Origin of the sequence: Aneurinibacillus danicus (assembly GCF_007991215.1) — a bacterium.
Taxonomy (GTDB): Bacteria; Bacillota; Bacilli; order Aneurinibacillales; family Aneurinibacillaceae; genus Aneurinibacillus; species Aneurinibacillus danicus.
The window spans coordinates 1-21,584 of record NZ_BJXX01000036.1 but is presented as its reverse complement, the minus strand read 5'-3'; the positions used below and the strand labels follow the sequence as shown (position 1 = coordinate 21,584).

Here is a 21,584-nt window from a genome sequence, read left to right as displayed (position 1 = left end):
ATTATTTTCATGTCGGGGTTGCGGCTCATCGGTCCTGGCGATTTTCTGTTCATATGTATCTGCTTTGAGTCATGGTATACTGTGGTGAGAGGCTGAAATGGTCAAGGAGTGAACAAAATGGAAATGGAGAATATTATGCAGGGTGTAACAATTTTCACTTTGCTTATTCTAACATTCGCGATTACAATTATCGCATCAAAACGAAAAAATAAAAAGAACGGAAAATAGGAGTGGAGCATACGGATGTATCAGGTCAATGTGGAAAAAATCGAAGAGCATTTATCCTATCTTGAGCAAGTTCTCGTCGATATCGCCCCGAAAGTGAAAGAGGGAGCGGGCGCGCCTGCGGACTCGCTGACGGTGCTGGCGCTTGAGCGCGCACTGCATATTGCGCTCGAAACCATAGCCGATGTCGGCAATTACTTAATTGATGGTTTTATTATGCGCGATCCCGGCAGTTATGAAGATATCGTCGATATTCTTGAGGATGAGAGAGTGGTTGATCAAGAGATGGCAGCCGGACTAAAGACAGTGGTTACGATGCGCAAAAAGCTGGTTACAAACTATACAAGTGTGGACAAACAAGAAGTATTTGCCCTGTTGGCTGCCCAGTTTTCCCATCTTGAACAATTTCCGGTACGTGTGCGTGATTATTTGAAGCAGGAGTTGTACTAAAACGATAACATCGTCACTATAGTTTTTATATTATATTGTATAGAAATTTACTTACCTCATAAAATCGGGTACAATATAGAGGAGGAAGGTGAGGGAAGATGAATAAAGACAAATCCTCTTCTACGCGCAATCAAATTTTGCATATGCTGAAGATGAAAGGCTCGATGACAGTGGGCGATATGGCGCAGGAACTGGGCATTACCGAGATGGCTGTGCGTCGCCACCTGAATACGCTGGAGCGGGATAATCTCATCCAGGCGCGCCTGCTGCGCCAGGCGATGGGCCGGCCAACCAATGTGTACTCCCTGTCTGAAGAAGCCGATAATATGTTCCCTAAGAATTATCAGGATTTGACATTGGAATTCCTTAATGATATTGCAGAGCTGCAGGGAGCGCAGATGGTAGAAGCGCTGTTTAAGCTTCGCCAGCAGCGCCAGGAGAATTTGTACCGCGATATTGTGCCTTCCGACAGCAACTTTGAGAAGAAGCTAGAAGCACTTGTGAAGATACAGAACGAAAAGGGCTACATGGCTGAATTGAAAAAGGATGAAAAAACCGGCAAATATATTTTTGTGGAAACGAATTGCCCGATTTCAACCGTCGCCAAAGAATACACATACGCTTGCAATTGTGAAAAGACGCTGTTCGAGAATGTGCTGAACGCCGAGGTAGAGCAGGAGCAATGCATGGCGACCGGCGGCGATAACTGCGTATACATCATTAACGAAAAAGACGGAAAAGGCGCAAAGGAAACGCGTTAATGCCGAAAAAATGAACAAAGAAACGAACCGCACAGACCTTTATGGACTGTGCGGTTATTTTTTGCTGTTAATTTTGTACGGCGGAGGCGGCGATCAGCTTAATGACATCGTCGATGCCGCTCAGTGTACCGCGCTGGAGGACAAGCTCCTGTCCGATACATAGAGCCAGCGTTTCGCCTTTGGCACGCAGCGCCGGATCGGCGATGCTCTCCAGGTCTGGGACGTGCGCCAGGCCGATGACACGGCGCATCATTTTGCAGCCCGCGTAGCCTGCGGCGTCTTTCAGTACATCAAGCAGGTAGGCATCCAGGTATCCCGGTGTTTTCGCATAAGGCTCCTGCGCCTGCTCTTCCCATAAAGTGCGGAATTCAGTTTCAAACACGCGCCATACTTCCGATACTGTCTCCAGCAGATACGCCTGGTACGCTTCGCGCTCCTGCGGGTCCGGCGTATGGCCTTCATGTGCCGCGTAATTGAGCAGCAGGTTAGCAATGACGGCTCCGATATCGAAGCCCATGGGGCCATAATAAGCGAACTCCGGGTCGATGACTTTCGTATCTTGCTCTGTCACCATGATGCTTCCGGTATGTAAATCACCGTGCAGCAATGCCTGACCGAGCGTCATGAATCTTTCTTTTAGCCGGGCAACTTCAAGCTTAAGCTCATCGTTGCTCCAGATGCGCTGGACCGTATTGGTGATGAGCGGATTGTACGCATTGGACGGATCGTCAAGGAACGGGTACGTAAATACAAAATTCTCCGTAATATTGCACAATTCCGGATTGGTAAAGGAAGCAGCTTTCCGCTTCTTCTCAAGCGGGGACATCGCAAGATCTGAAGTCAGGAACAGCGTACGCGCCAGGAATGTTCCGATTTGCTTTGCGAAGTTTGGATAGCGTTTTCTTTCCACCAGCCCTTTGCGCATAATCTCATAATCAGACAGGTCTTCCATGACGATAAGAGCCAAGTCGGTGTCATAGTGATAGACCCGTGGAACGGACCCCGGGCACAGCTCATTTTCCAGAATCAGCGCCTCGCTTTCAATGCGTGCGCGATCCAGCGTAAGCGGCCAGGAATCGCCGATAACGCGGACATAGGGAAGCGCCTGTTTGAAAATAATGCTTTTGCCGGACGGCCTTTCATCTTTGATATGAAACACGAAGTTCAGATTTCCGTCGCCGATTTCACGGCTGACAAGCCGGGCGTCCTGCGGGAACAAGTTCGGAATCTTGCGGGCGTATTCAACGGCCTCTTGTTCGGTAAGTGTGCGGTAAGACATCTCTATTTCCCCTCTCTGTCGGTTTTTCTATCAAATAAAAATAAAAACCCCTCTTTGCATTTGAAAGAGGGGTAGACGATCATCTTAACCTTATCTTTCAGAATGCGAATTCTGCAGGAGTTAGCACCTTACCGCTATAAGGCGGCAGGTTGCCGGGTGTCATCGGGCCAGTCCCTCAACCATCTCTCGATAAGCGTTATGCGTATGTGATTACATTACTAAAAATGTAGAACGCTTTGCTTGATTTGTCAAGCAAATGTAAACAGTCCACTGGTTGAGAAAAATTTTGAAAAAGTAATTGACACTCTCATACAATCCGGGTATGATTAGTTTCATTAAGAATAGTGAAAATAAAACACACTTATCCAGAGAAGGCGGAGGGATTAGGCCCGATGAAGCCCGGCAACCTGCTTGTACCCGTACAGGCAAGGTGCTACTTCCTACAGGACGATGTTCTGAAAGATAAGGATGTGAAGCCAATGCACAGGTACCCTCTTTCAGACATGGAAGAGGTTTTTTATATTTTTTATGTATTAATAATGTTTTTGTCATAAACATGTTCTCATCGAGAGAAGGCGGAGGGACTGGCCCGATGAAGCCCGGCAACCTGCCTGTATTCGTACAGGCAAGGTGCTACTTCCTGCAGGAGAGATCCTGAGAGATGAGAGGCAGCATCCTGTGAACTGAAGCGCCTCTCTTTCAGATGCAAAGAGAGGCGGTTTTCTTTTTTCATATGGTTATACAACCAATATGAAGAGAAGGATGGAGGGATAGAAGATTAGAGCTAGCGGTGGAAAAAAGCGAATGCTTTTTCTCATCTACAACTACCTTCTGTCTTTTTATCTTCTTTCTAAAATTTTTAAATGATAAGGGGAGTTTTTGAGATGAAGAAAAAAGTACAAATCCTTTTCTCTGCGTTCCTGATCGCAATACTGGCAATTGTGTCCAGTGCATGCGGCACGCAGAGTGCAAGCACGGGAGAGCAGAACGGCACGAAAGGCGCAAATGCAGGTGGATCGCTTGCGGGCAAACGAATTGCGCTTGTTATGCAGATGAACCTCGGTACATTTTCTGCTCAATACATAAGCGGGGTGAAAGAGGAAGTTGGAAAGTTTGGCGGGCAGGTCACGGTGTTTGCGTCTGACGGAGATTTAGCGCGCATGGCGGCCAATGTAGATGCAGCCATTAATCAGAAGTTTGATGCCATTCTTATCGACCATGGCACACCTGAAGCGCTGCAGAATGGTGTTCAAAAGGCTGTGTCAAAAAATATTCCTGTTGTGGTATTTGATGCTAATATAAAGGTTCCGGGCGTTACTGTTCTTCAGCAAGACGATCAGGAGATGGCCAGGTCCGTGCTTGATAAGCTGGCGAAAGACAGTGGCGGCAAAGCGAATATCGTTAAAATTTGGGTAGCGGGATTTGCTCCGATGGAACGTCGCCAGGTGGCGTATGAGGAGTTCATGAAGAACAATCCGGGAATCAAAGAAGTAGCGGCATTCGGATCGGCTACGGCCAATACGGCGCTAGATACACAGGCGCAGATGGAAGCCGTGTTAAAGAAGTATCCGAATAAAGGCGATATTACTGCAGTATTCGCTGCCTGGGATGAATTCGCAAAAGGCGCAACCCGGGCAATTGAACAGGCTGGCCGTACGGAGATTAAAGTCTACGGTATTGATATGAGCGACGAGGACTTGCAGATGATTCAAAATCCGAAGGGACCCTGGGTAGCCTCCGCGGCCGTAGATCCAAAAGATATCGGCCGGGTTCAAGTACGCTATGCATACCAGAAGTTGCATGGCGATAAAACCCCGGACAACGTTGTGCTGAAGCCAGTACTCGTAACGAGAGAGCAACTGCCTGCTGAAAAAGTGACGACTGATACGTTGAGCAAGCATATTAAAGATTGGGGCTCAAGCCAGCAGGGCATTGTTGATTGGATGAAGAAGTAAGCTGTTTTCCCACCGGTTCGGGCGATCCGGTGGGCTTTTATCTGAACGAAGGAAGAAATGGAGGAGAACCGTATGGCACAGACGGCCGTAGAGCTGCGCATGCAGAATATAAACAAATCGTTCGCCGGAGTGCATGCGCTTAAACGTGTAGACTTTGCCGTGCGCGGCGGAGAGATTCACGCGCTGCTCGGAGCGAACGGAGCCGGAAAGAGTACGCTGATGAAGATTCTGTCCGGCGCGTACCGGGCGGACGGCGGAACCATTCAATTAGAGGGGCGGACGCTTGCCATCGCAAGCCCGGCTGACGCGAAGGAAGCGGGGATCCACTGCGTATATCAGGAGGTGGATACGGCGCTCGTTCCGTCGCTTACCGTATGCGAGAACATTCTGCTGGATCGGAAACCGGGAAAGGGAGGCGCGCGCTGGATACGCTGGAACTCGCTGTACCGGGAAGCAGAAGCGATTCTACGAGACATTGGCTATGAGATTCCGGTAAAGGAAAAAGTGGAAAACCTTACCCTTTCAGAAAAACAGATTGTCCTTATTGCCAGAGCCGTATCCCAGCAGGCCAAATGCGTAATTTTCGATGAACCGACCGCTCCGCTGAGCATAGAAGAAGCGGAACGGTTATTTGAAGTAATGAAGCGTCTCAAGATGGGTGGTGTGGCCTGTATTTTCATCTCGCACCGCCTGCCGGAAATCATGGCTGTATGCGATCGGGTCACGGTGATGCGGGACGGGCGCCACGTGTGGACGAAAAGGACGGAAGAGATTGAGATTCCGCATATTGTTGAAGCGATGCTGGGCAAGTCGTTTCAGGAGGAGTACCCGAAGGTTGCTGCCAGGATTGGTGAAACGCTGCTTGAGGTGCGCGGCGTGCGCCGGGGCGTGAAAGTGCGCGGCGTTGATTTTCATGTGCGCAGTGGTGAAGTCGTCGGTATTGTCGGTCTGGTGGGTGCAGGCAAGACGGAGCTGTCCCGTCTGCTGTTCGGCGCGGATGTGATGGAAGGCGGGGAAATTGTGCTGGATGGACGGAGTGTACAGCTGCGCGAGCCGCGGGATGCGGTCCGGGCCGGAATGGTCCTCGTGCCCGAGGAGCGGCGCAAGGAAGGAATTCTGGTTGAGGAAAGCGTGCGAAGCAACTTAACGCTGCCTATCCTGAAGAAATTTACCGCAGGCGGATTTATCCGCCGCCGTGAAGAGAAGGAACACGCGCAGCATATGATCCGTGAACTGGGGATCAAGACACCGGATGAGGAAGAAGCGGTCGGTTATTTAAGCGGCGGCAACCAGCAGAAAGTCGTTATCGGCAAATGGCTGGCGACGGAGGCCGATGTGTTCTTGTTTGATGAGCCGACAAAAGGGGTCGACATCGGTGCGAAACGAGACATTTTTACATTAATTGGCCGCCTTGTGCAGGCAGGAAAGGGGATTGTGTATCTTTCCTGCGAGATTTCCGAAATCATCGGCATCTCCGACCGTGTATTAGTTATGTGCGACGGTCGGATTGTGAAGGAGTTAACCGGCAGCGAAGTAACATCAGAGAACATCTTACTGTATGCGAGCGGGGGAGAAAGCCATGAAGAAAAATAAAGTACTGGATTTTTCATATAGGTACGGAGCTATCTTTGTCATTATTGCAGTCATTGTATTTTTTAGTATCGTAAACCCGAATTTCTTAACGTATGATAACATTGCAGACATTCTGCGCTACATTTCTATTGTAACTCTGGTAGCCATCGGCGTTACGTTTTCATTAATTGTGGACGGGTTCGATTTATCCGTCGGCTCTACTGTTTCGCTGACAACCGTAGTAACGGCGTCACTTATGGTATGGTATCAGATGCCGCTCGTGCTGGTTATTGTCATTCCGCTGCTGCTTGGTGTCGTTATCGGACTGGTCAACGCATTTCTTATTGTGAAAATCCGCATTCCGGATTTGCTGGCGACGCTCAGCATGCTGTATATTATCGCGGGTGCGCATAAGACCTATACACAGGGGTTCTCCATTTACAACAACATGCCGATGCCGGATGGCACAACGGCAAAAGGTGTACTGAGCGAGGCGTTTCTATGGATTGGCCAGGGCCGAGTGCTCGGCATTCCGGTTCCGGTCATCATCATGCTCATCGCAGTTGCTGTGGTGCATATCTTCCTGAATTATACGCGTGGCGGGCGACTGCTCTATATCACCGGGGGAAATCAGGAAGCTGCGCGGTTGAGCGGAATCTCCATTTATAGGGTGCGCACGATTGCGTATGTACTCTCCGGCGTGTTTGCCGCACTGGCAGGGATTATCTTTACCGCTCGTGTCGGCTCGGGACAGGTGGATGCGGGTTCTCCGCTGCTCATGGAGGCGGTAGCGGCTGCGTTCGTCGGCTTTTCCGTGCTGGGAGCGGGCAAGCCGAATGTCATCGGTACATTCCTTGGCGCGTTTCTTATCGGTATCTTACTGAACGGTTTGACGATGCTGAACCTTCCCTACTATGCGTTCGATATCGTAAAAGGTGCAGTGCTGATATTCGCGCTGTCTATGACATACTTGCACATGTACCGCCGAAAATCGTAATCTGTCCTTACTCTGTTCAATTTGTGATATGATCGAAGGGAATAGAGACAATGATGGATAGGATATGAGGAGGCATACAATGACAGAGCGCACATATAAGGGATATTTGCTTGATTTGGACGGCACGGTTTACCGGGGCGGAGAAGTGATTCCGGAAGCTGTTACGTTTATCGGGACATTGAAAAAGCGAAATATCCCGTATTTGTACGTTACGAACAATTCCTCGCTGACACCGGAACAGTTGGCGGGGAAGTTACGGAAAATGGGGCTTGATGCTTCCCCGGAAGATTTCTTTACTTCGAGCATGGCCGTAGCGGAAACGATTGAGAAAATGGAGCGCCAGGAAGAAACGGGTGGCCCGGTAACGGTACTCGCTATCGGGGAGAGAGGATTGAAAACGGCGCTCGAAGGTGCAGGCTATAGCATCGTGGAGAAAGCCCCTGCTTCTTATGTGGTAGTCGGCATCGATCGTGAGTTCAGCTACGAGAAGATGAAGCAGGCGACGCTGGCAATCTACGGCGGTGCCCGTTTCCTGTCAACGAATTGCGACCGGGCGATTCCGACGGAGGAAGGCCTTGTGCCGGGGAACGGATCACTCACTGCTTCGATCGCATACGCAACGCGGACAGAGCCGCTGTATGTCGGTAAACCGGAAGAGACAATCATCAAGCTGGCGCTTGAGCGCCTCGGACTCCGTGCGGATGAAGTTTTGCTTATCGGCGACAATTTGGAAACCGATATTGCCGCCGGAGAGAGCAGCGGGGTTGATACGCTGCTGGTATACAGCGGATTCAGCCAGGAGTCCGATGTAGAGAAGGCGGCGGTGAAGCCGACATATACGGCACGCAGTCTGGCCGACTGGAACGTGTGAGTGGATAAAGAGAAAGACGGCAGCCGATTGCTCATATCGGATCTGCCGTCTTTCTTATTTTGTTCCAAAACGGCTATGGGCCAGCCGACTGGAAGCCGCAGCTGCAATCGCGCCCACGATATCGTCAAGGAAGGTGTGTACGTTTCCTTTATCTTTCTTTTTTTGATGGGATTCCTTTTTCTGATTTAAATCTTTTAAAATGCCGGGTTTTACTTTGTCGACGTATCCGTAGTTTGTGAATCCAATGCTGCCGTAAACGTTGACGATTGACAGGGCGAGAACTTCATCGATGCCATATAACCCCTCGTCCTGCTCCATCATTTCCTGCAACGGCTCCATCAGCATTCCTTTTTCAGCCAGAATGTCGAGCTGAATGCCGGTGATGATAGCGTTTTGAATTTCGCGTTTCTCAAGCACTTTTCTGATATTATATTCACAGGTCTCGCTGGATAAATCGGGAAAGTACGGTTTTTGCAAATACATGACCAATTCAACCAGATGGTCCATGGTCACTCCGCGCTCTTTCAGTAAGCGGTAGGCGGTTTCACGCACTTTTTCGTCTCGAACGGCATAATCCATGTTGCTCATTAGCTTCGCTCCCTTTTGTAAAATTTATGGGAAGATGCACTTACTGTTCCCGCCTCATTTTATATTTATTAAGTACGTCTTTGCCACCGGTAACCTCCAATACGGTGCCGGTGATAAAATCGGACGCTTCGCTGCAGAAGAATGCGATTGTCCGCGCGATGTCTTCCCCGGTTCCCGGGCGTCCCACCGGTGTATCAGGATCGCTCAGGGAACGTACGTCAGCGATATGTTTTTCCTTATCTTCCCCTATAATATCGCCCGGGCAAACCATGTTAGCGGTAATTCCGTGTTCCGCTTCCTCAAGCGCAATCGTGCGCGTCAGCGAGACAAGACCGGTTTTGGCGGCGGCGAATGCCGAACGGTACATCCAGCCGGGGGCGGTCTGCGCTTTCTCGAAGCCGATGGTGACAATACGTCCCCATTTGCTGCGGCGCATATGCGGAATTGTGGCCCGACATAAGTAGAAGGCGCTGGATAAATTGCCTTCTATCATATCGTGCCATTCGTCGAGGCTATAATCGGCGAGTTTTTTTCTTTTTTTTATGTAAGGACCGGCATTCAGCACAAGAATATCAAGATGCTCCCATGAGGAAATCAGCGTGTCGATCATCCTCTCGGCTTCTTCTGCACGGCTAACGTCTGCCTGCAGCAGCAGTACGCTGATGCCGTACCGTTCCTCCAATTCTTGCCGTAGCCTATCCGCTTCCGCAGCGCTGGAACGGTAATTGAGCGCGATATGAATGCCCTGCGCGGCGAGTTCGTGGGCAATGCGGACGCCAAGGCCTTTGGCACTTCCTGTAATCAGGGCCGTACGGTTGCGTTTCAAAAAACCATCCCTTCCTGCTTGGAATGTTTGATTAGCCTTTATTTAATTGTATATTAAGGTTATCAATGAAAGAAAGTATTGAACGTGTGAAAGTGTGGTGGAAGGTCATGACATATTATTTTTATGACAGAAGTGGACAGTTTATTTCTCTTACATTTGACCGGGAGCGTTTCCGGACAGATGCTCAGCATGTGCTCGTTTGGGCGTTTGCCGATGAGGCGGGCGAGAAGATTGTGCTGACACGCCATGGAAATAGAGGATGGGAAGTGCCGGGCGGCAAGGTGGAGATGGGGGAAACACCGGAGGAGGCGGCACATCGGGAATTGTTTGAAGAAACGGGCATAAGGGCAGCGGAATTGCATTGGATTGGACAATACATCATTTATCCGGAGTCTGGTAAAGGTTTGGTAGTGAAAAACATTTATGTCGGTATGGCGAGAGATTGGAATGACATTCCTGCGGGCTTTGAGACGTTGGAGCGGGGGATTTTCCCCGTATCGCTTATTCCGTTTCGCCTGAGTATGAGTCCGTTTATTCAGGATAATGTTTTTCCGCTATGCCGTGCATACATAGCCAAACACCTGCGGGAATTGCATGGTGTGAGGAAATAAAAAAGCGGTCCGTATGAGAAGGACCGCTTCTTATAGATTAGGTGTGCAGCGCTTCCCGGACTTTTCTCCGGGCAAGCGCTTTTTCGCGCAACTGTTCTCGGTGTTCAATGCGGTGTATCTGCCACATGCACCAGCTTGTAAACCCAAGTACCATCAACACACCGAGCACGACCCCTTCCCAGCCCATCCACTTGTAGAAGAAACCGAGGAAGAAGCTGCCAAGACTGCCGCCCAGATAATATGAAAGCAAGTACAGACTGGATGCGCTCGCTTTGGCAAATGCTGCATGGCGGCTAACCCAGGAGCTGGCCGCCGAGTGTGCGAAGAAGAACCCAAAGCTGGTCAGCAGCAGGCCGCCTCCGATTATCCATAAACTGTGCATGAGCGTGGCAAGTACACCGATCATCATTAAACCTATACCTATAGCGATACACCATGACTGGGGTATTTTGCGTGCCGCGCGTCCAGACAGTGTAGAGCTAATGGTCCCTGCCAGATACGTCAGAAACAGCATACTGACAATCGATGTAGGGAGATGAAACGGGGCGCCCTGAAGCAGATAAGTAATGTAGTTGTACTCGCCGATAAATACGAAGAACAGCAGTCCGCCAATCAGATAGGCGTATAAAAGCGTCCTGTTTTTCAGGTGGCGGGTAAAGTCGCCGGTCGCGGCTTTCCAGTCCAGGCGCTTTGGTTGAAAATGCTGTGAGCGGGGCAGCAGCCAGATAAATACAATCAAGCACAGCAGGCTTACAATTCCCATGGCAATAAATGCGCCGTGCCAGCCGATCCAATCGGTGGCAAATCCGCTGATGAGACGGCCGGACAGCCCGCCTATCGTATTGCCGCTGATATAGATGCCGATGGCAATGGTGAGTGCCTTTGTATCGAATTCTTCGCCGATATAAGCGATTGCAATCGCCGGAAGGCCTGCCAGGAAAAAGCCCTGCAGAACACGAAGCAATAAGAGCGTCTTAAATCCCGGAACGAAAGCGATAAGAAGCGTAATAACCGTCACGCACAACATCGTAATAAACATGACATTTTTTCGACCAATAGCGTCTGACAGCGGACCGTAAAACAGAAGAGACACGGCCAGCGCAAAAATTGTCAATGAGACGGACAGGCTCGATATTACCGGCGAAAGATGAAATTCTTCTGTAAACAGTGGAAGTAAAGGCTGTGGAAAATAAATGTTGGCAAACACAAGAAATGAAGCAATGCCAAGCGCTAGAGACGCCCGCCAGAACGGTTTGGTCCCTGCTTCAATCATGGTGATCATCTTCTTTCTTTATGAGAAGTTTTCTTGATTTGATGATAGCACCCTGCTATAAGTAAATAAAATATATTATTTTTATGACAATGATAACTTTAAGTTATGGTGATGGGATATGGAATTTCGGCAGCTGGAATTTTTTGTGGAGGTAGCCCGGCAACGCAGCTTTACGAAGGCGGCAGAGGAGTTGCTGGTGGCTCAGCCGGCCATCAGCAAAAGCATGAAGAAGCTGGAGCAGGAAGTTGGTCTTTTGCTGTTTAACCGGGCAGAGCGCAGAGTAGCGCTGACTGCAGAAGGAGAAGTATTTCTCAAACACGCGGAGCTGATTCTCGACCAGGTGGCGCGCGCGAAAGCGGAGATGGAAGAACTGAGCGGGCTGAAGAAAGGAGAGGTGCGAATCGGACTGCCTTCCATGGTCGGAACGTATTATTTTCCAGGATTGATCATTGATTTTAAAAAGATGTATCCTGACCTGCAGATTACCGTATACGAGCAGGGGGTAGTAAAAATTCGGCAGATGCTGGTGGATGGGGAGATTGATATGGGTGTAGTACTTGAGGATGATGCCACAGATGAAGTCGAAGTGCTGCCGTTTCTTAAGGAAGAGATGATCGTGTGCGTACCAGATTCCCATCCGTTTGCGGATCGTGACGCTGTTTCGTATGAGGAACTGACGAAAGAATCGCTTATTCTGTTTAAAGAAGGATATTTTCAACGGGAAATTATTGCACGGGCAAGCCGGATGTCGGGCATGCCGTTGAATGTTACGTTTGAGACAAACCAGATTTCATTGATTAAGTCGCTGGTGGCGAGAAAGCTCGGCGTTACGCTGTTCTTGCGCATGGTCATTGCGGACGATCCGCACCTTGTTTCGGTTTCGCTCGACCCACCGGTATACCTGCGGCTTGGAGTGGCATGGAATAAAAACGCTTATTTATCCAGGGCGAATCAAGCGTTTCTTTCCTTCTTAATGAATCGAATTCGCGGATGAAAGGAAAGATATAAGAAAAACACGCGGGCGTTGCCGCTCGTCCGTGAAAAAACCGGAAGCTTACAGCTTCCGGTTTTATATGACAGCGATTAGAAAACTTGTTGTACCTCAGTAATTCCTTCGACTTCCTCGATGAGTGCGCGCTCGATGCCCGCTTTTAGTGTAATGGTCGAGCTAGGGCAGCTGCCGCACGCGCCGTGCAGGCGAAGCTGAACCACACCTTCATCTGTTACGTCAACCAATTCGCAGTCTCCGCCATCGCGCTGCAGGAACGGACGCAGTTTATCTAAAACCTCTTGTACTTCTTCAAACTTTTTCGTGTCTGACATAAGGTTCATTCACTCCTTTCCAACATATTAATATTATATTACCCTTTTGTTGAGAAATCTATGGTTTTTCCCAGATTGAGTGCTTTGATGTTCACAAAACTTATAAAACAAAGTTGTTTGCTTGGTTATATTTTAGATATAATTTGTGTTATAATATGATGGCTCATAAGACATAATCATTCTGCGTCGAAAGGAAGAATAGTATGCAGGTTTATAGGAATATAAAGGAACTTATCGGAAACACGCCTATCGTGGAAATTACTTCTTTTGATTTGCCGGAAGGCGTACGTTTATTCGCAAAGTTAGAGTACTTTAATCCTGGTGGAAGCGTGAAAGATCGACTGGGTATCGAGCTTATTCGCGATGCCGAAGAGCGCGGCGTATTGAAGCCGGGCGGTACGATTATTGAGCCGACCGCAGGTAATACGGGCATTGGCCTGGCGCTGGCGGCAGTAGGCACGGGATACCGGGTTATTTTTGTTGTGCCCGAAAAATTCTCTGAAGAGAAGCAGGAACTTATGCGCGCGTTGGGCGCCGAAGTGGTAAATACGCCTACAGATAAAGGCATCAAAGGCGCCATTGAAAAGGCGAAGCAGCTTGAAGAGGAAATCGAAGGCGCTTTCTGCCCGCAGCAATTCAGCAATCCGGCCAATCCAGCCGCCCATTATAAAACAACCGGCCCGGAAATCTGGAGCCAAATGGAAGGCAATGTCGATGTATTTGTGGCAGGTGCCGGATCCGGTGGTACATTCATGGGAACGGCCCGTTATCTAAAAGAAAAAAATCCGCATATTAAAACTGTCATCGTCGAACCGGAAGGCTCCATTCTAAATGGGGGCGAGCCGGGTCCGCACAAAACGGAAGGAATCGGCATGGAGTTCCTGCCGGAGTTTATGGAGCCGAGCTATTTCGATGCCATTCATACGGTAGATGATGTAGACGCGTTCCGCTGGGTGAAGGAGTTGGCGGCGAAGGAAGGCATGCTGGTCGGCAGCTCCGCAGGTGCAGCGATGCATGCCGCGATGAAAGAGGCACAGCAGGCGAAGCCGGGCACCAATATTGTTACGATCTTTGCTGACAGCAGCGAACGGTATCTAAGCAAGAAAATTTACCAGGGAGGGATCTAAGCGATGAGAATGAAGACAAAATTGATTCATGGCGGTATAGACGGCGATCCGTTAACAGGGGCGGTTAATGTTCCGATTTACCAGGTTAGTACGTATAAGCAGGAGGGTGTCGGGAAACACAAAGGGTATGAGTATTCCCGTACAGGTAATCCGACTCGCCATGCAGTAGAGAGCTACATTGCCGATATTGAAGGCGGTGTGCGCGGTTTTGCATTCGCTTCCGGCATGGCGGCGCTTTCTACGATTGTGATGTTGTTCGACGCGGGCGATCACTTCGTAGTGGGTGACGATGTATACGGGGGAACATTCCGTGTATTGAGCAAGGTATTTAACCGTTTTGGCGTTGAAGTGACATTTGTAGATACGGGAGACGTGGAAGCGATTAAGGCTGCTATCCGGCCCAATACAAAAGCGGTCCTACTGGAATCGCCAAGCAACCCGCTGTTGAAAGTAACGGATATTGCCGCTGTTGCGGAAGTTACGAAAGAAAAAGGACTCTTGCTTGTGGTCGATAATACATTTATGACCCCATACTGGCAGAATCCGCTGGAGCTGGGTGCAGATATCGTGTTCCACAGCGCAACAAAGTATCTGGGCGGCCATAGCGACGTAGTAGCCGGGCTTGTCGTAGTGAAGGATGAGGAATTGGGCGAGCGCATGCATTTTGTACAGAATTCCGTCGGTGCGGTGCTCGGACCGCAGGATTCATACTACCTGCTGCGCGGCATGAAGACGCTTGGCGTCCGCATGGAAGAGCACGAAGCCAATGCGCGCCGCATTGCGGAATGGCTGTCCCAGCGTGAAGATGTCAAAAAAGTATTCTATCCGGGTCTGAAAAACCATCCGGGTTATGATATTGCGGCCAAACAAGCACGCGGATTCGGCGGTATGATTTCATTTGATGTGGGAAGCTTAGAGAGGGCAAATCAAGTATTGTCCCGCGTAAAAATCTTTACGCTGGCGGAAAGCCTGGGTGCGGTCGAAAGTCTGATTTCTGTTCCGGCTCAGATGACTCACGCTTCTATCCCGGCGGAGCGCCGCGCAGAATTGGGCATTACAGACGGTCTTATTCGTATCTCCGTTGGTATTGAAGATGTGGAAGACCTGATTGAAGATCTGGAGCAGGCCCTGGCATAAGGGGGTTCATGCTATGGAGATTCTTGTTTTCGGGGCGGAGCAGCTCTGCGCAAGCTGTGTGAACCTTCCGTCGGCCAAAGATACGGCAGAATGGCTTCAGGCGGCGCTTGAGAGAAAATACGGCTCAGGCATTGCCGTCCGGTATGTCGATATCGACCAGCCGCTTGAAGGCATGGAGGCCGATTTTGCGGCACGCATTCATGCCGAAGAATTCTGGTATCCCCTGGTTGTTCTGCAGGGACAGGTCATTGGAGAGGGGAATCCGAAGCTTAAAGACATTCAACAAGCGATTGAAAACATAAGGTTAGGATGATTCATTATGCGGCCTATGGTCGAATTTTGCGTCAGCAATCTATCACTCGGATCCGGAACAGTAAAGAAAATTTTAGAAGAAGAAAACGAGGTCGACGTGCTGGAGTATGGCTGCCTCGGTAACTGTGGCCAATGCTTTGTCCAGCCGTACGCGCTGGTAAACGGTACGTTGATTTCCGGCAAGGATGCTGAGGAACTGCTTGCAGCGATTAAAGCGCAAATCGAGCAGGCAAAAGCTGAAGATGAAGCCTGGCGCGAACTTGGATTTTAAACATAAATGGCTGGAAGAGTCAGGAAGAGGAAATATTCTCACTTCCGTCACTTCCCGGCCATTTTTTTATGTCATATTTGTGAAAATATTCACAAATAAAACCGCATCATCAGGAAAAGATGTACAATACAGGTGAAGCCAGATAATACATCCAAGAATGAAATGATAGGCACCCTATAAAAAGGAGAGGAAAAGTCATGATGGTTACATGGCTCAGAGAAAGCAAATGGTCGGCAGGCATATTGGCTTTATTACGCGTATGGTTAGGTTATACGTGGATAACTTCAGGATGGGGGAAAATCACGGAGGGCTTTCAAAGCGCCGGATTCCTGAAAGGCGCGGTAGCGAAAGCGACAGGGGATCATCCGGCGGTACAAAGCTGGTGGGCAAGCTTCATCGAAGGGTTTGCGCTTCCGAATTCTGCTTTCTTCGATATCCTGATTCCGTGGGGAGAATTTCTGGTAGGGATCGCATTAATTGCCGGATTACTTACTACTTTTGCAGGTTTGATGGGAATTGTTATGAATTTCGCATTTTTGTTCAGCGGAACAACCAGTATTAACCCGCAGATGGTTCTTTTCACCTTTTTCCTTCTTGTAGCCGGCCGCAACGCAGGACGTTACGGTTTAGATGCCTATGTGCTTCCTTTCCTGGATAAATGGTTTCATCGGGAACATGAGATGACGATTCATAAAGGGAAAAGTAAAGCTTCATAGACGAGCTTAGCCGCCATAAACTGAACATGCCGGTGGATGAGATGGTCAGATTGCGAGATCAGGGACAGGAAGGGGTCTGGGAAGGTAATGAAAAAACACCAACAAATTTGTTGGTGTTTTTTCTATAGAGGTTAGAAGTAAGAAGTTTGAAAAAGGGTTTCGCCTTCTTCTTCCCTGAAATCCAGCCTCATTAAGGATAGAAAGATAGTTGTTTTCTAAATTAATACTCTTTAATGATATTATAGAATGTATCACGCTCTACAGGTTGTTTGCCTGCGCCTTTTACAAGCCAGATGAGCTCGTCGCGTGTCAGCGCCGATTGCGTCAGCGCTCCTGCCGCGTGGCTAATGCGCTCTTCTACCAGTGTGCCGTGTACATCGGAAGATCCGAAGTTTAGCGCCATCTGAGTCAGCTGAGTACCAATGTTAATGAAGTACGCTTTAATGTGCGGGAAGTTATCCAGCATCAGGCGGCTGATCGCCATTGTTTTCATGTCATCGAATGCGGAAGTGCGGCGTTTAATCGAAGCGGTCGCTTTCTTCGGTTGAACCGCCAGCGGGATGAATACCATAAATCCGTTTGTTTCGTCCTGTAGTTCGCGAAGGCGGAGCATGTGAATAAGGCGCTCTTCCAGTTTTTCGATTGAGCCGTACAGCATCGTCGCATGCGTTTTAAGGCCAAGCTTGTGTGCAATACGGTGCACGTTCAGCCATTCGTCTGTACTTGCTTTTTCCGGACTCATTTTCAGGCGGTATTCCTCCGTGAGAATTTCCGCACCTCCACCCGGCAGCGTATCGAGGCCAGCTTTGATCAGCTCCTTTAGTACTTCCTCTTCCGTCATGCCGGTCATTTGCGCGAAGAAGACAATTTCTGCACCGGTGTACGCCTTGATGGTCACATTCGGATAATGCTTCTTCAGTGTACGGATTGTATCTATGTAATATTCGAATGGCACGGTATGATTATGTCCGCCGACAATGTGGAATTCGCGCAGGGAAGGCGACATACCTTTCTCCACATAGGCCAGCAAATCTTCTTCGTTCATTGTATATGCGCCTTCTTCGCCCGGGTCCCGGCGGAAGCCGCAGAATTTACAGTGTGCTTCGCATACGTTGGTCGGGTTGATGTACATGTTTTCGATGAAGTACACCTTGTTGCCGTTTTTGCGAAGATTAACATAGTTAGCCATCTGTCCGATGGTCAGCAAATCATTGGAGTTGTACAGTGTCATGCCATCTTCTAGCGTTAGGCGTTCACCGTTTTCCACCTTTTCGATAATGGGCAGCAGGGCTTCGTCCTGGATGAATGGTTTGGTAAATACGCTCATGTTTTTTCCCCCTTAGGTAAAACTAATCAAGCACGCGCAGTATGTTATATTAGGTAATTATATTCATAACAACGTCCCCTTTTGGGGATTGTAATGCAAAACCATTCTCTCATTATAGAATTAATTTATCGATCCAACAAGAGAAGAACCCTATATCCTTATGTTAAATAAGTAAACTTTTTTGTATAATAATGTGAGTAACCTTGAGACAAACGAAAATTTCTAGTATAATTTTGATACAGAGAGGATTGCATGTACAGTCCTGTAAGGAGGGAATTCATAATGATTAGCCTTACTGAAAATGCAAGCAAGAAGATTAAAGAAATGATTGCCAGTGAAAATAACGATAACTTATTCCTGCGTCTTGGCGTGCGCCCTGGCGGCTGCAGCGGCTTTTCTTACGGCATGGGCTTTGACGATGAAGCGCAAGAAGGCGATGTTTTTTTCGATACGGACGGTGTAAAAGTGGTTGTGCATAAGGACAACATCCGTTTTCTGGACGGTGTAAAGATTGACTATAAAGAATCGATGATGGGCGGCGGGTTTACCATTGATAATCCGAACGCGGTAGCATCTTGCGGCTGCGGCTCTTCGTTCCGCACGAAAGAAGAAGCGGGTACACCGAACGAGTGCTAATCGGTTGAAGCACGGTATATCAGCGTTTTTGGACGTTTTAGAGATTGCGCGGATCTGAACGCTGATTTAGATGGTAGCCTTCCGATTATTTTACACAGGATTGCGGATAACACGCTAAAGGTGGTGATTATTTATATCCAAAAGGTATAGTAAAAACCCTAAAATAGCGAAAATAGGGCTGTTAATTGTGCCTCCTATTGGTGGATACGAAATTATCCATTGATAGGAGTTTTTTTGTTTTGGCGTTAAATAAAGAAGCAACGTCGTACACTCGTCGGGGAAATATCAGAACAAAAGGAGTACCCACGGTTGATATTTGAGCAGACAATAGGGGTAGTTATTCCCGCGAAAACAGCGGAAGGATTACGTGAGCGTACGTTATTCGATTATAGCCAGCAATGGAAATACTTCGTTAATTGGCTTACAGAAAGATATGAAATCACGTATATAGATGAGCTCACACCGGACATTTTCCATAACCACATTAACCATATGAAGTATGACGCTAAACGTTATGATGGGCATAAGTACAAGAAAACCGCGCTTGGTCCCGATCTCTTCGCATTCTGTAAAGTTGTTGCTACAGCTGATTAGCGAAAATAAAAAGCACTTTACGACTGACCGTATTTTCTTATCTTGCTACGGCGAGTCATTAGGGGCGAATCAGTTTAACAAGTGATTGAAGTATTACGGAGAGAAGGCAAGGGTAGAAGGGAAGAAAATGACCGCGCACGTTTATCGTCATACGCGGGCAAAAAATATGATACTCAATGGCTGTGATGCGTTTGCATTGCAGAAGATGGGTGGATGGTCAGACATAAGGACGATACGTAGATATATCTAAATAGAAACGAACGATTTAAGAAAGAGACACGATGAATCATCGCCAGTAAATAAGTTTGTTGATCGTCGTCACATAAGATAAAAATTCGCACATAAAAGAAAAAGCACTGTGAGCTAACACAGGACCACTCCGAACGGATGGTAACGGCTAACGACGCTGCCTTTGTCGCATTGTCAAAACGTATGAATGACCGTACAAAGCCGCATATTGTTTCCCTGCCCGCGTATTACCGGACAACGCTGGAGAACGAAATGGGTCGCCAAAGGGCAACGTCTATTCAACGATAAAGGGAGCAGTGGGAATGGGAAAGGAAACGGCAGGAGTATGAGATATTTGAACCATATAACTGGTTGTAGGAGTAAGAAGTTATTAATAAGTTAGAGGGAGGAGAACCGGGACAACCGTTTCTCAATGGGTACAGGCGAACTCGCAGATTAAAAATTCTGACTTGATTTACGTAGGGTAGACCTTAACGTGGCCTGTGACCAATCCGCAAATTGCGGATTGGTTATGGTCGGAATATTTCGGCTTATTTGCGCGACTGCTGTACACCGAATCGAAAGGGCAGCCGTTTGACGGGCAGGTAGCTATGGCGGTTGTGGTTCTGAACCGCGTGGCCATCCCGGATTTTCCGAATACAGTGTGCGGGGTTATTTATGAACGTTATGGAAGCATCTTGGCGTTCAGCCCGGTTGATAATGGCCAGATCGGTAAACCGGCGGATGAAACGGCCAAGCGAGCCGTTCGAGAAACGATGCCGGGATGTGATCCGAACAAAGGTGCTGTATTCTTCTATAACCCGGAACTCACGTCACAGTCGAATTGGATTCGTTCTCACACGGTGACAGTCCGCATTGCCGACCATGTTTTCTGCAAGTAAAAAGCGAGGGGGTTGTTTCCCTCGCCGTACATACGAAAGTTTACGATTGTGGATCAAAATCATTGAGCTCCCTACTTATTCATACCAAAAGTATGCGGATCCTTTCATTTTCTAGTATGAAAACTATAATAAATTCCACAGACCATCAAAGTAATACAGGTTCCTATTAAAAAGGTATAAATATTAAAATACAATATATTAGTATATTGATTAAACCAACCTAAGTTAAAAATCTGTGAAGTAGGAATAGAAGGCCCTCCTCCTAATTGTATTAACCGACGTTTAACGAGGTGAACTTCTCCTACTACACTTATTCCTAATAATAAAAAATTCATAAAAATAAATATTCTATTGTTTTTTCGGCTATATTTTTTGAATAATGCATAGGAATACATAGCTAAAGAAGCTAGAAAATATATGAAAATAAATAGTGTCGGATAAATAAAAGGCGTTCCATGATTTATCTCTCTAGAATTTATATAAGGATCTTCAGTAAAAGATGAGACAAAAAAAAATGAGATACTACTAAGTATTAATCCTAAACAGACATGTGAGAGACCTTTCTGATCAAAATTTAAGTTTTTTCTCCATTTCCAATGATTAAAAATCAAAAACAAGGAAAATAAAATATAACAGAAAGAAATTCCAAGTACAAGAATGGTACTTGGGTAATGCTTTGCTACATAAAAAAGCTCATCTAACCTCCCATTGGTTATTGTCGTAAAATCACTTGCTTGCCAGCGAGCCATAGCATAAATGGTTGAAAAGATTACTATAGAAAAAACGAACTGAATGACATATAAAAAACCACGCAAGGGTATTACCCCTCCTCTTAAATATTTTGAAGTATTCTAACCGCTTTTAAATTTCCCTATTAGATACATTTTTAGTCACTAGAATTCAAATACATATTTTTACTTTTTTGTAATTATTTACACGATTATATTGAAATATTATCCATTTATAGTATAATAAGTGTATTGGAAAATTTCAACAAAGAAAAAATTAGGGGGAGGTATTTATTATGAAAAAAGAGAACGTCAAAAAAATAAAGCATTTAAGTTTTGTTTTAGGAGCCATCACTCTATCTATGAGTCTGTTATTCACAACACCAACACCAGCATCTGCATCCACAGAAACTCAAAACTCTAAAACTATACCTTCAACTATTAAAGATATTACAGCTACAGAACCTTCAACAACAGAGCTTCAGGGGCCTAAAAATTTTGTATCTCCTTCAGAATCTTTGCAAGGATCTAGAAATTTCTCATCTTCTTCTGAGAATAACATCATTTCTGAGCTTATGTCTTCAGGTTTGCAATACTATACTTTTGGAGAAACATCTTTTCAAAGTTATGTTTGGGTAAGAGGCGGATATGTATTTCCATATGTTCAATTTATAGATGCTGAAGTGGCATCTGGTACTGCACACATCGCTTATGAATATTATGATCAGAATGGTAAATTCCTCTATCGTGATGAAAGGAAGGGGTCTGGTTGGTTGGTTGCAAATCCAGAAAGGGGGCCTATGAAAATTAAAATAGTCAATCTAGGGAGTTCCAAAGTTACATTGAAATATGGTAATGTAGGTTATTATAACTAA

General features: G+C 47.3%; 26 protein-coding genes and 3 riboswitches. Of the genes, 19 read left to right on the top strand and 7 right to left on the bottom strand.

Annotated elements, in window-relative coordinates; genetic code table 11:
- Window positions 1–243: 243 nt before the first annotated feature.
- Together ADA01nite_RS03985 and ADA01nite_RS03980 are read left to right on the top strand one after the other, a co-directional pair.
- Entirely contained in the window at window positions 244–675 is a 432-nt protein-coding gene (locus tag ADA01nite_RS03985) for a DUF86 domain-containing protein (RefSeq protein WP_146808614.1), read from the top strand.
- 98 nt (window positions 676–773) lie between these two features.
- Window positions 774–1,436 (top strand): helix-turn-helix transcriptional regulator, encoded by a 663-nt coding sequence (locus ADA01nite_RS03980; RefSeq protein ID WP_146808613.1) that lies wholly within the window; start codon window positions 774–776, stop codon window positions 1,434–1,436.
- 67 nt (window positions 1,437–1,503) lie between these two features.
- Here ADA01nite_RS03980 and mtnK read toward each other — a convergent pair whose 3' ends face one another.
- Window positions 1,504–2,715: an S-methyl-5-thioribose kinase gene (gene mtnK / locus ADA01nite_RS03975; RefSeq protein ID WP_174760588.1), complete on the bottom strand. Its 1,212-nt coding sequence runs from the start codon at window positions 2,713–2,715 to the stop codon at window positions 1,504–1,506.
- 87 nt (window positions 2,716–2,802) lie between these two features.
- Window positions 2,803–2,911: riboswitch (SAM riboswitch) on the bottom strand.
- A gap of 162 nt (window positions 2,912–3,073) precedes the next feature.
- A riboswitch (SAM riboswitch) is annotated at window positions 3,074–3,184 on the top strand.
- 90 nt (window positions 3,185–3,274) lie between these two features.
- Window positions 3,275–3,383: riboswitch (SAM riboswitch) on the top strand.
- Window positions 3,384–3,599: 216 nt separating this feature from the next.
- On the opposite strand from mtnK, the gene ADA01nite_RS03970 reads away from it, so the two are divergent.
- The 4 genes from ADA01nite_RS03970 to ADA01nite_RS03955 all read left to right on the top strand — a co-directional run bounded on the left by ADA01nite_RS03970 (window position 3,600) and on the right by ADA01nite_RS03955 (window position 8,110).
- On the top strand, window positions 3,600–4,670 hold the full coding sequence (locus tag ADA01nite_RS03970; protein WP_146808611.1) for a sugar ABC transporter substrate-binding protein: 1,071 nt from the start codon (window positions 3,600–3,602) through the stop codon (window positions 4,668–4,670).
- Window positions 4,671–4,742: 72 nt separating this feature from the next.
- Window positions 4,743–6,263, top strand: coding sequence for a sugar ABC transporter ATP-binding protein (locus ADA01nite_RS03965; RefSeq protein WP_146808610.1), 1,521 nt, complete (start codon window positions 4,743–4,745; stop codon window positions 6,261–6,263).
- On the top strand, window positions 6,250–7,239 hold the full coding sequence (locus ADA01nite_RS03960) for an ABC transporter permease (protein WP_146808609.1): 990 nt from the start codon (window positions 6,250–6,252) through the stop codon (window positions 7,237–7,239). The genes ADA01nite_RS03965 and ADA01nite_RS03960 overlap by 14 nt, the downstream gene beginning before the upstream one ends.
- Window positions 7,240–7,318: 79 nt before the next feature.
- A complete protein-coding gene (locus tag ADA01nite_RS03955; RefSeq protein ID WP_146808608.1) occupies window positions 7,319–8,110 on the top strand; it encodes a TIGR01457 family HAD-type hydrolase in 792 nt (263 codons plus the stop codon).
- A 54-nt stretch (window positions 8,111–8,164) separates the two neighbouring features.
- Here the strand turns inward: ADA01nite_RS03955 and ADA01nite_RS03950 are convergent, their stop codons facing one another.
- On the bottom strand, window positions 8,165–8,698 hold the full coding sequence (locus ADA01nite_RS03950) for a phosphatidylglycerophosphatase A family protein (protein WP_170230141.1): 534 nt from the start codon (window positions 8,696–8,698) through the stop codon (window positions 8,165–8,167).
- 40 nt (window positions 8,699–8,738) lie between these two features.
- On the bottom strand, window positions 8,739–9,524 hold the full coding sequence (locus ADA01nite_RS03945; protein WP_146808607.1) for an SDR family oxidoreductase: 786 nt from the start codon (window positions 9,522–9,524) through the stop codon (window positions 8,739–8,741).
- A gap of 107 nt (window positions 9,525–9,631) precedes the next feature.
- Between ADA01nite_RS03945 and ADA01nite_RS03940 the strand changes: the two genes are divergently transcribed.
- Window positions 9,632–10,135, top strand: a complete 504-nt coding sequence (locus tag ADA01nite_RS03940) for an NUDIX domain-containing protein (RefSeq protein WP_146808606.1) — start codon at window positions 9,632–9,634, stop codon at window positions 10,133–10,135.
- A gap of 37 nt (window positions 10,136–10,172) precedes the next feature.
- Here ADA01nite_RS03940 and ADA01nite_RS03935 read toward each other — a convergent pair whose 3' ends face one another.
- Window positions 10,173–11,408 carry an MFS transporter gene (locus tag ADA01nite_RS03935; protein ID WP_146808605.1) on the bottom strand — a complete coding sequence of 412 codons (1,236 nt, stop codon included), beginning with the start codon at window positions 11,406–11,408 and terminating at the stop codon, window positions 10,173–10,175.
- Between the two features lie 118 nt (window positions 11,409–11,526).
- Between ADA01nite_RS03935 and ADA01nite_RS03930 the strand changes: the two genes are divergently transcribed.
- Entirely contained in the window at window positions 11,527–12,402 is an 876-nt protein-coding gene (locus ADA01nite_RS03930; RefSeq protein ID WP_146808604.1) for a LysR family transcriptional regulator, read from the top strand.
- A gap of 89 nt (window positions 12,403–12,491) precedes the next feature.
- On the opposite strand, the gene ADA01nite_RS03925 is transcribed toward ADA01nite_RS03930, so the two are convergent.
- Window positions 12,492–12,740 (bottom strand): NifU family protein, encoded by a 249-nt coding sequence (locus tag ADA01nite_RS03925; protein WP_246147208.1) that lies wholly within the window; start codon window positions 12,738–12,740, stop codon window positions 12,492–12,494.
- A gap of 194 nt (window positions 12,741–12,934) precedes the next feature.
- On the opposite strand from ADA01nite_RS03925, the gene cysK reads away from it, so the two are divergent.
- From cysK to ADA01nite_RS03900, 5 genes are all read left to right on the top strand, one after another.
- Window positions 12,935–13,858, top strand: a complete 924-nt coding sequence (cysK, locus tag ADA01nite_RS03920) for a cysteine synthase A (RefSeq protein WP_146808602.1) — start codon at window positions 12,935–12,937, stop codon at window positions 13,856–13,858.
- A 3-nt stretch (window positions 13,859–13,861) separates the two neighbouring features.
- Window positions 13,862–14,995 (top strand): bifunctional cystathionine gamma-lyase/homocysteine desulfhydrase, encoded by a 1,134-nt coding sequence (locus ADA01nite_RS03915; RefSeq protein ID WP_146808601.1) that lies wholly within the window; start codon window positions 13,862–13,864, stop codon window positions 14,993–14,995.
- Between the two features lie 13 nt (window positions 14,996–15,008).
- Window positions 15,009–15,308: a YuzD family protein gene (locus ADA01nite_RS03910; protein ID WP_146808600.1), complete on the top strand. Its 300-nt coding sequence runs from the start codon at window positions 15,009–15,011 to the stop codon at window positions 15,306–15,308.
- Between the two features lie 6 nt (window positions 15,309–15,314).
- Complete coding sequence (locus ADA01nite_RS03905; RefSeq protein ID WP_146808599.1) at window positions 15,315–15,578, top strand: YuzB family protein; 264 nt, start codon at window positions 15,315–15,317, stop codon at window positions 15,576–15,578.
- A 197-nt stretch (window positions 15,579–15,775) separates the two neighbouring features.
- A complete protein-coding gene (locus tag ADA01nite_RS03900) occupies window positions 15,776–16,294 on the top strand; it encodes a DoxX family protein (protein ID WP_146808598.1) in 519 nt (172 codons plus the stop codon).
- Window positions 16,295–16,514: 220 nt separating this feature from the next.
- Here ADA01nite_RS03900 and mqnE read toward each other — a convergent pair whose 3' ends face one another.
- On the bottom strand, window positions 16,515–17,621 hold the full coding sequence (mqnE, locus tag ADA01nite_RS03895) for an aminofutalosine synthase MqnE (protein WP_146808597.1): 1,107 nt from the start codon (window positions 17,619–17,621) through the stop codon (window positions 16,515–16,517).
- Between the two features lie 282 nt (window positions 17,622–17,903).
- Between mqnE and erpA the strand changes: the two genes are divergently transcribed.
- From erpA to ADA01nite_RS03880, 5 genes are all read left to right on the top strand, one after another.
- Entirely contained in the window at window positions 17,904–18,257 is a 354-nt protein-coding gene (gene erpA / locus ADA01nite_RS03890; RefSeq protein WP_146808596.1) for an iron-sulfur cluster insertion protein ErpA, read from the top strand.
- Window positions 18,258–18,566: 309 nt separating this feature from the next.
- Complete coding sequence (locus tag ADA01nite_RS22935; RefSeq protein ID WP_307724478.1) at window positions 18,567–18,851, top strand: hypothetical protein; 285 nt, start codon at window positions 18,567–18,569, stop codon at window positions 18,849–18,851.
- A gap of 127 nt (window positions 18,852–18,978) precedes the next feature.
- On the top strand, window positions 18,979–19,101 hold the full coding sequence (locus ADA01nite_RS22930; protein WP_307724477.1) for a tyrosine-type recombinase/integrase: 123 nt from the start codon (window positions 18,979–18,981) through the stop codon (window positions 19,099–19,101).
- Window positions 19,102–19,238: 137 nt separating this feature from the next.
- On the top strand, window positions 19,239–19,388 hold the full coding sequence (locus ADA01nite_RS21905; RefSeq protein ID WP_170230140.1) for a hypothetical protein: 150 nt from the start codon (window positions 19,239–19,241) through the stop codon (window positions 19,386–19,388).
- A gap of 194 nt (window positions 19,389–19,582) precedes the next feature.
- Window positions 19,583–19,981 carry a cell wall hydrolase gene (locus ADA01nite_RS03880; protein WP_146808595.1) on the top strand — a complete coding sequence of 133 codons (399 nt, stop codon included), beginning with the start codon at window positions 19,583–19,585 and terminating at the stop codon, window positions 19,979–19,981.
- Window positions 19,982–20,085: 104 nt separating this feature from the next.
- Here the strand turns inward: ADA01nite_RS03880 and ADA01nite_RS03875 are convergent, their stop codons facing one another.
- Window positions 20,086–20,796: a hypothetical protein gene (locus tag ADA01nite_RS03875; RefSeq protein ID WP_146808594.1), complete on the bottom strand. Its 711-nt coding sequence runs from the start codon at window positions 20,794–20,796 to the stop codon at window positions 20,086–20,088.
- A 209-nt stretch (window positions 20,797–21,005) separates the two neighbouring features.
- On the opposite strand from ADA01nite_RS03875, the gene ADA01nite_RS03870 reads away from it, so the two are divergent.
- Window positions 21,006–21,584 (top strand): hypothetical protein, encoded by a 579-nt coding sequence (locus tag ADA01nite_RS03870; RefSeq protein ID WP_146808593.1) that lies wholly within the window; start codon window positions 21,006–21,008, stop codon window positions 21,582–21,584.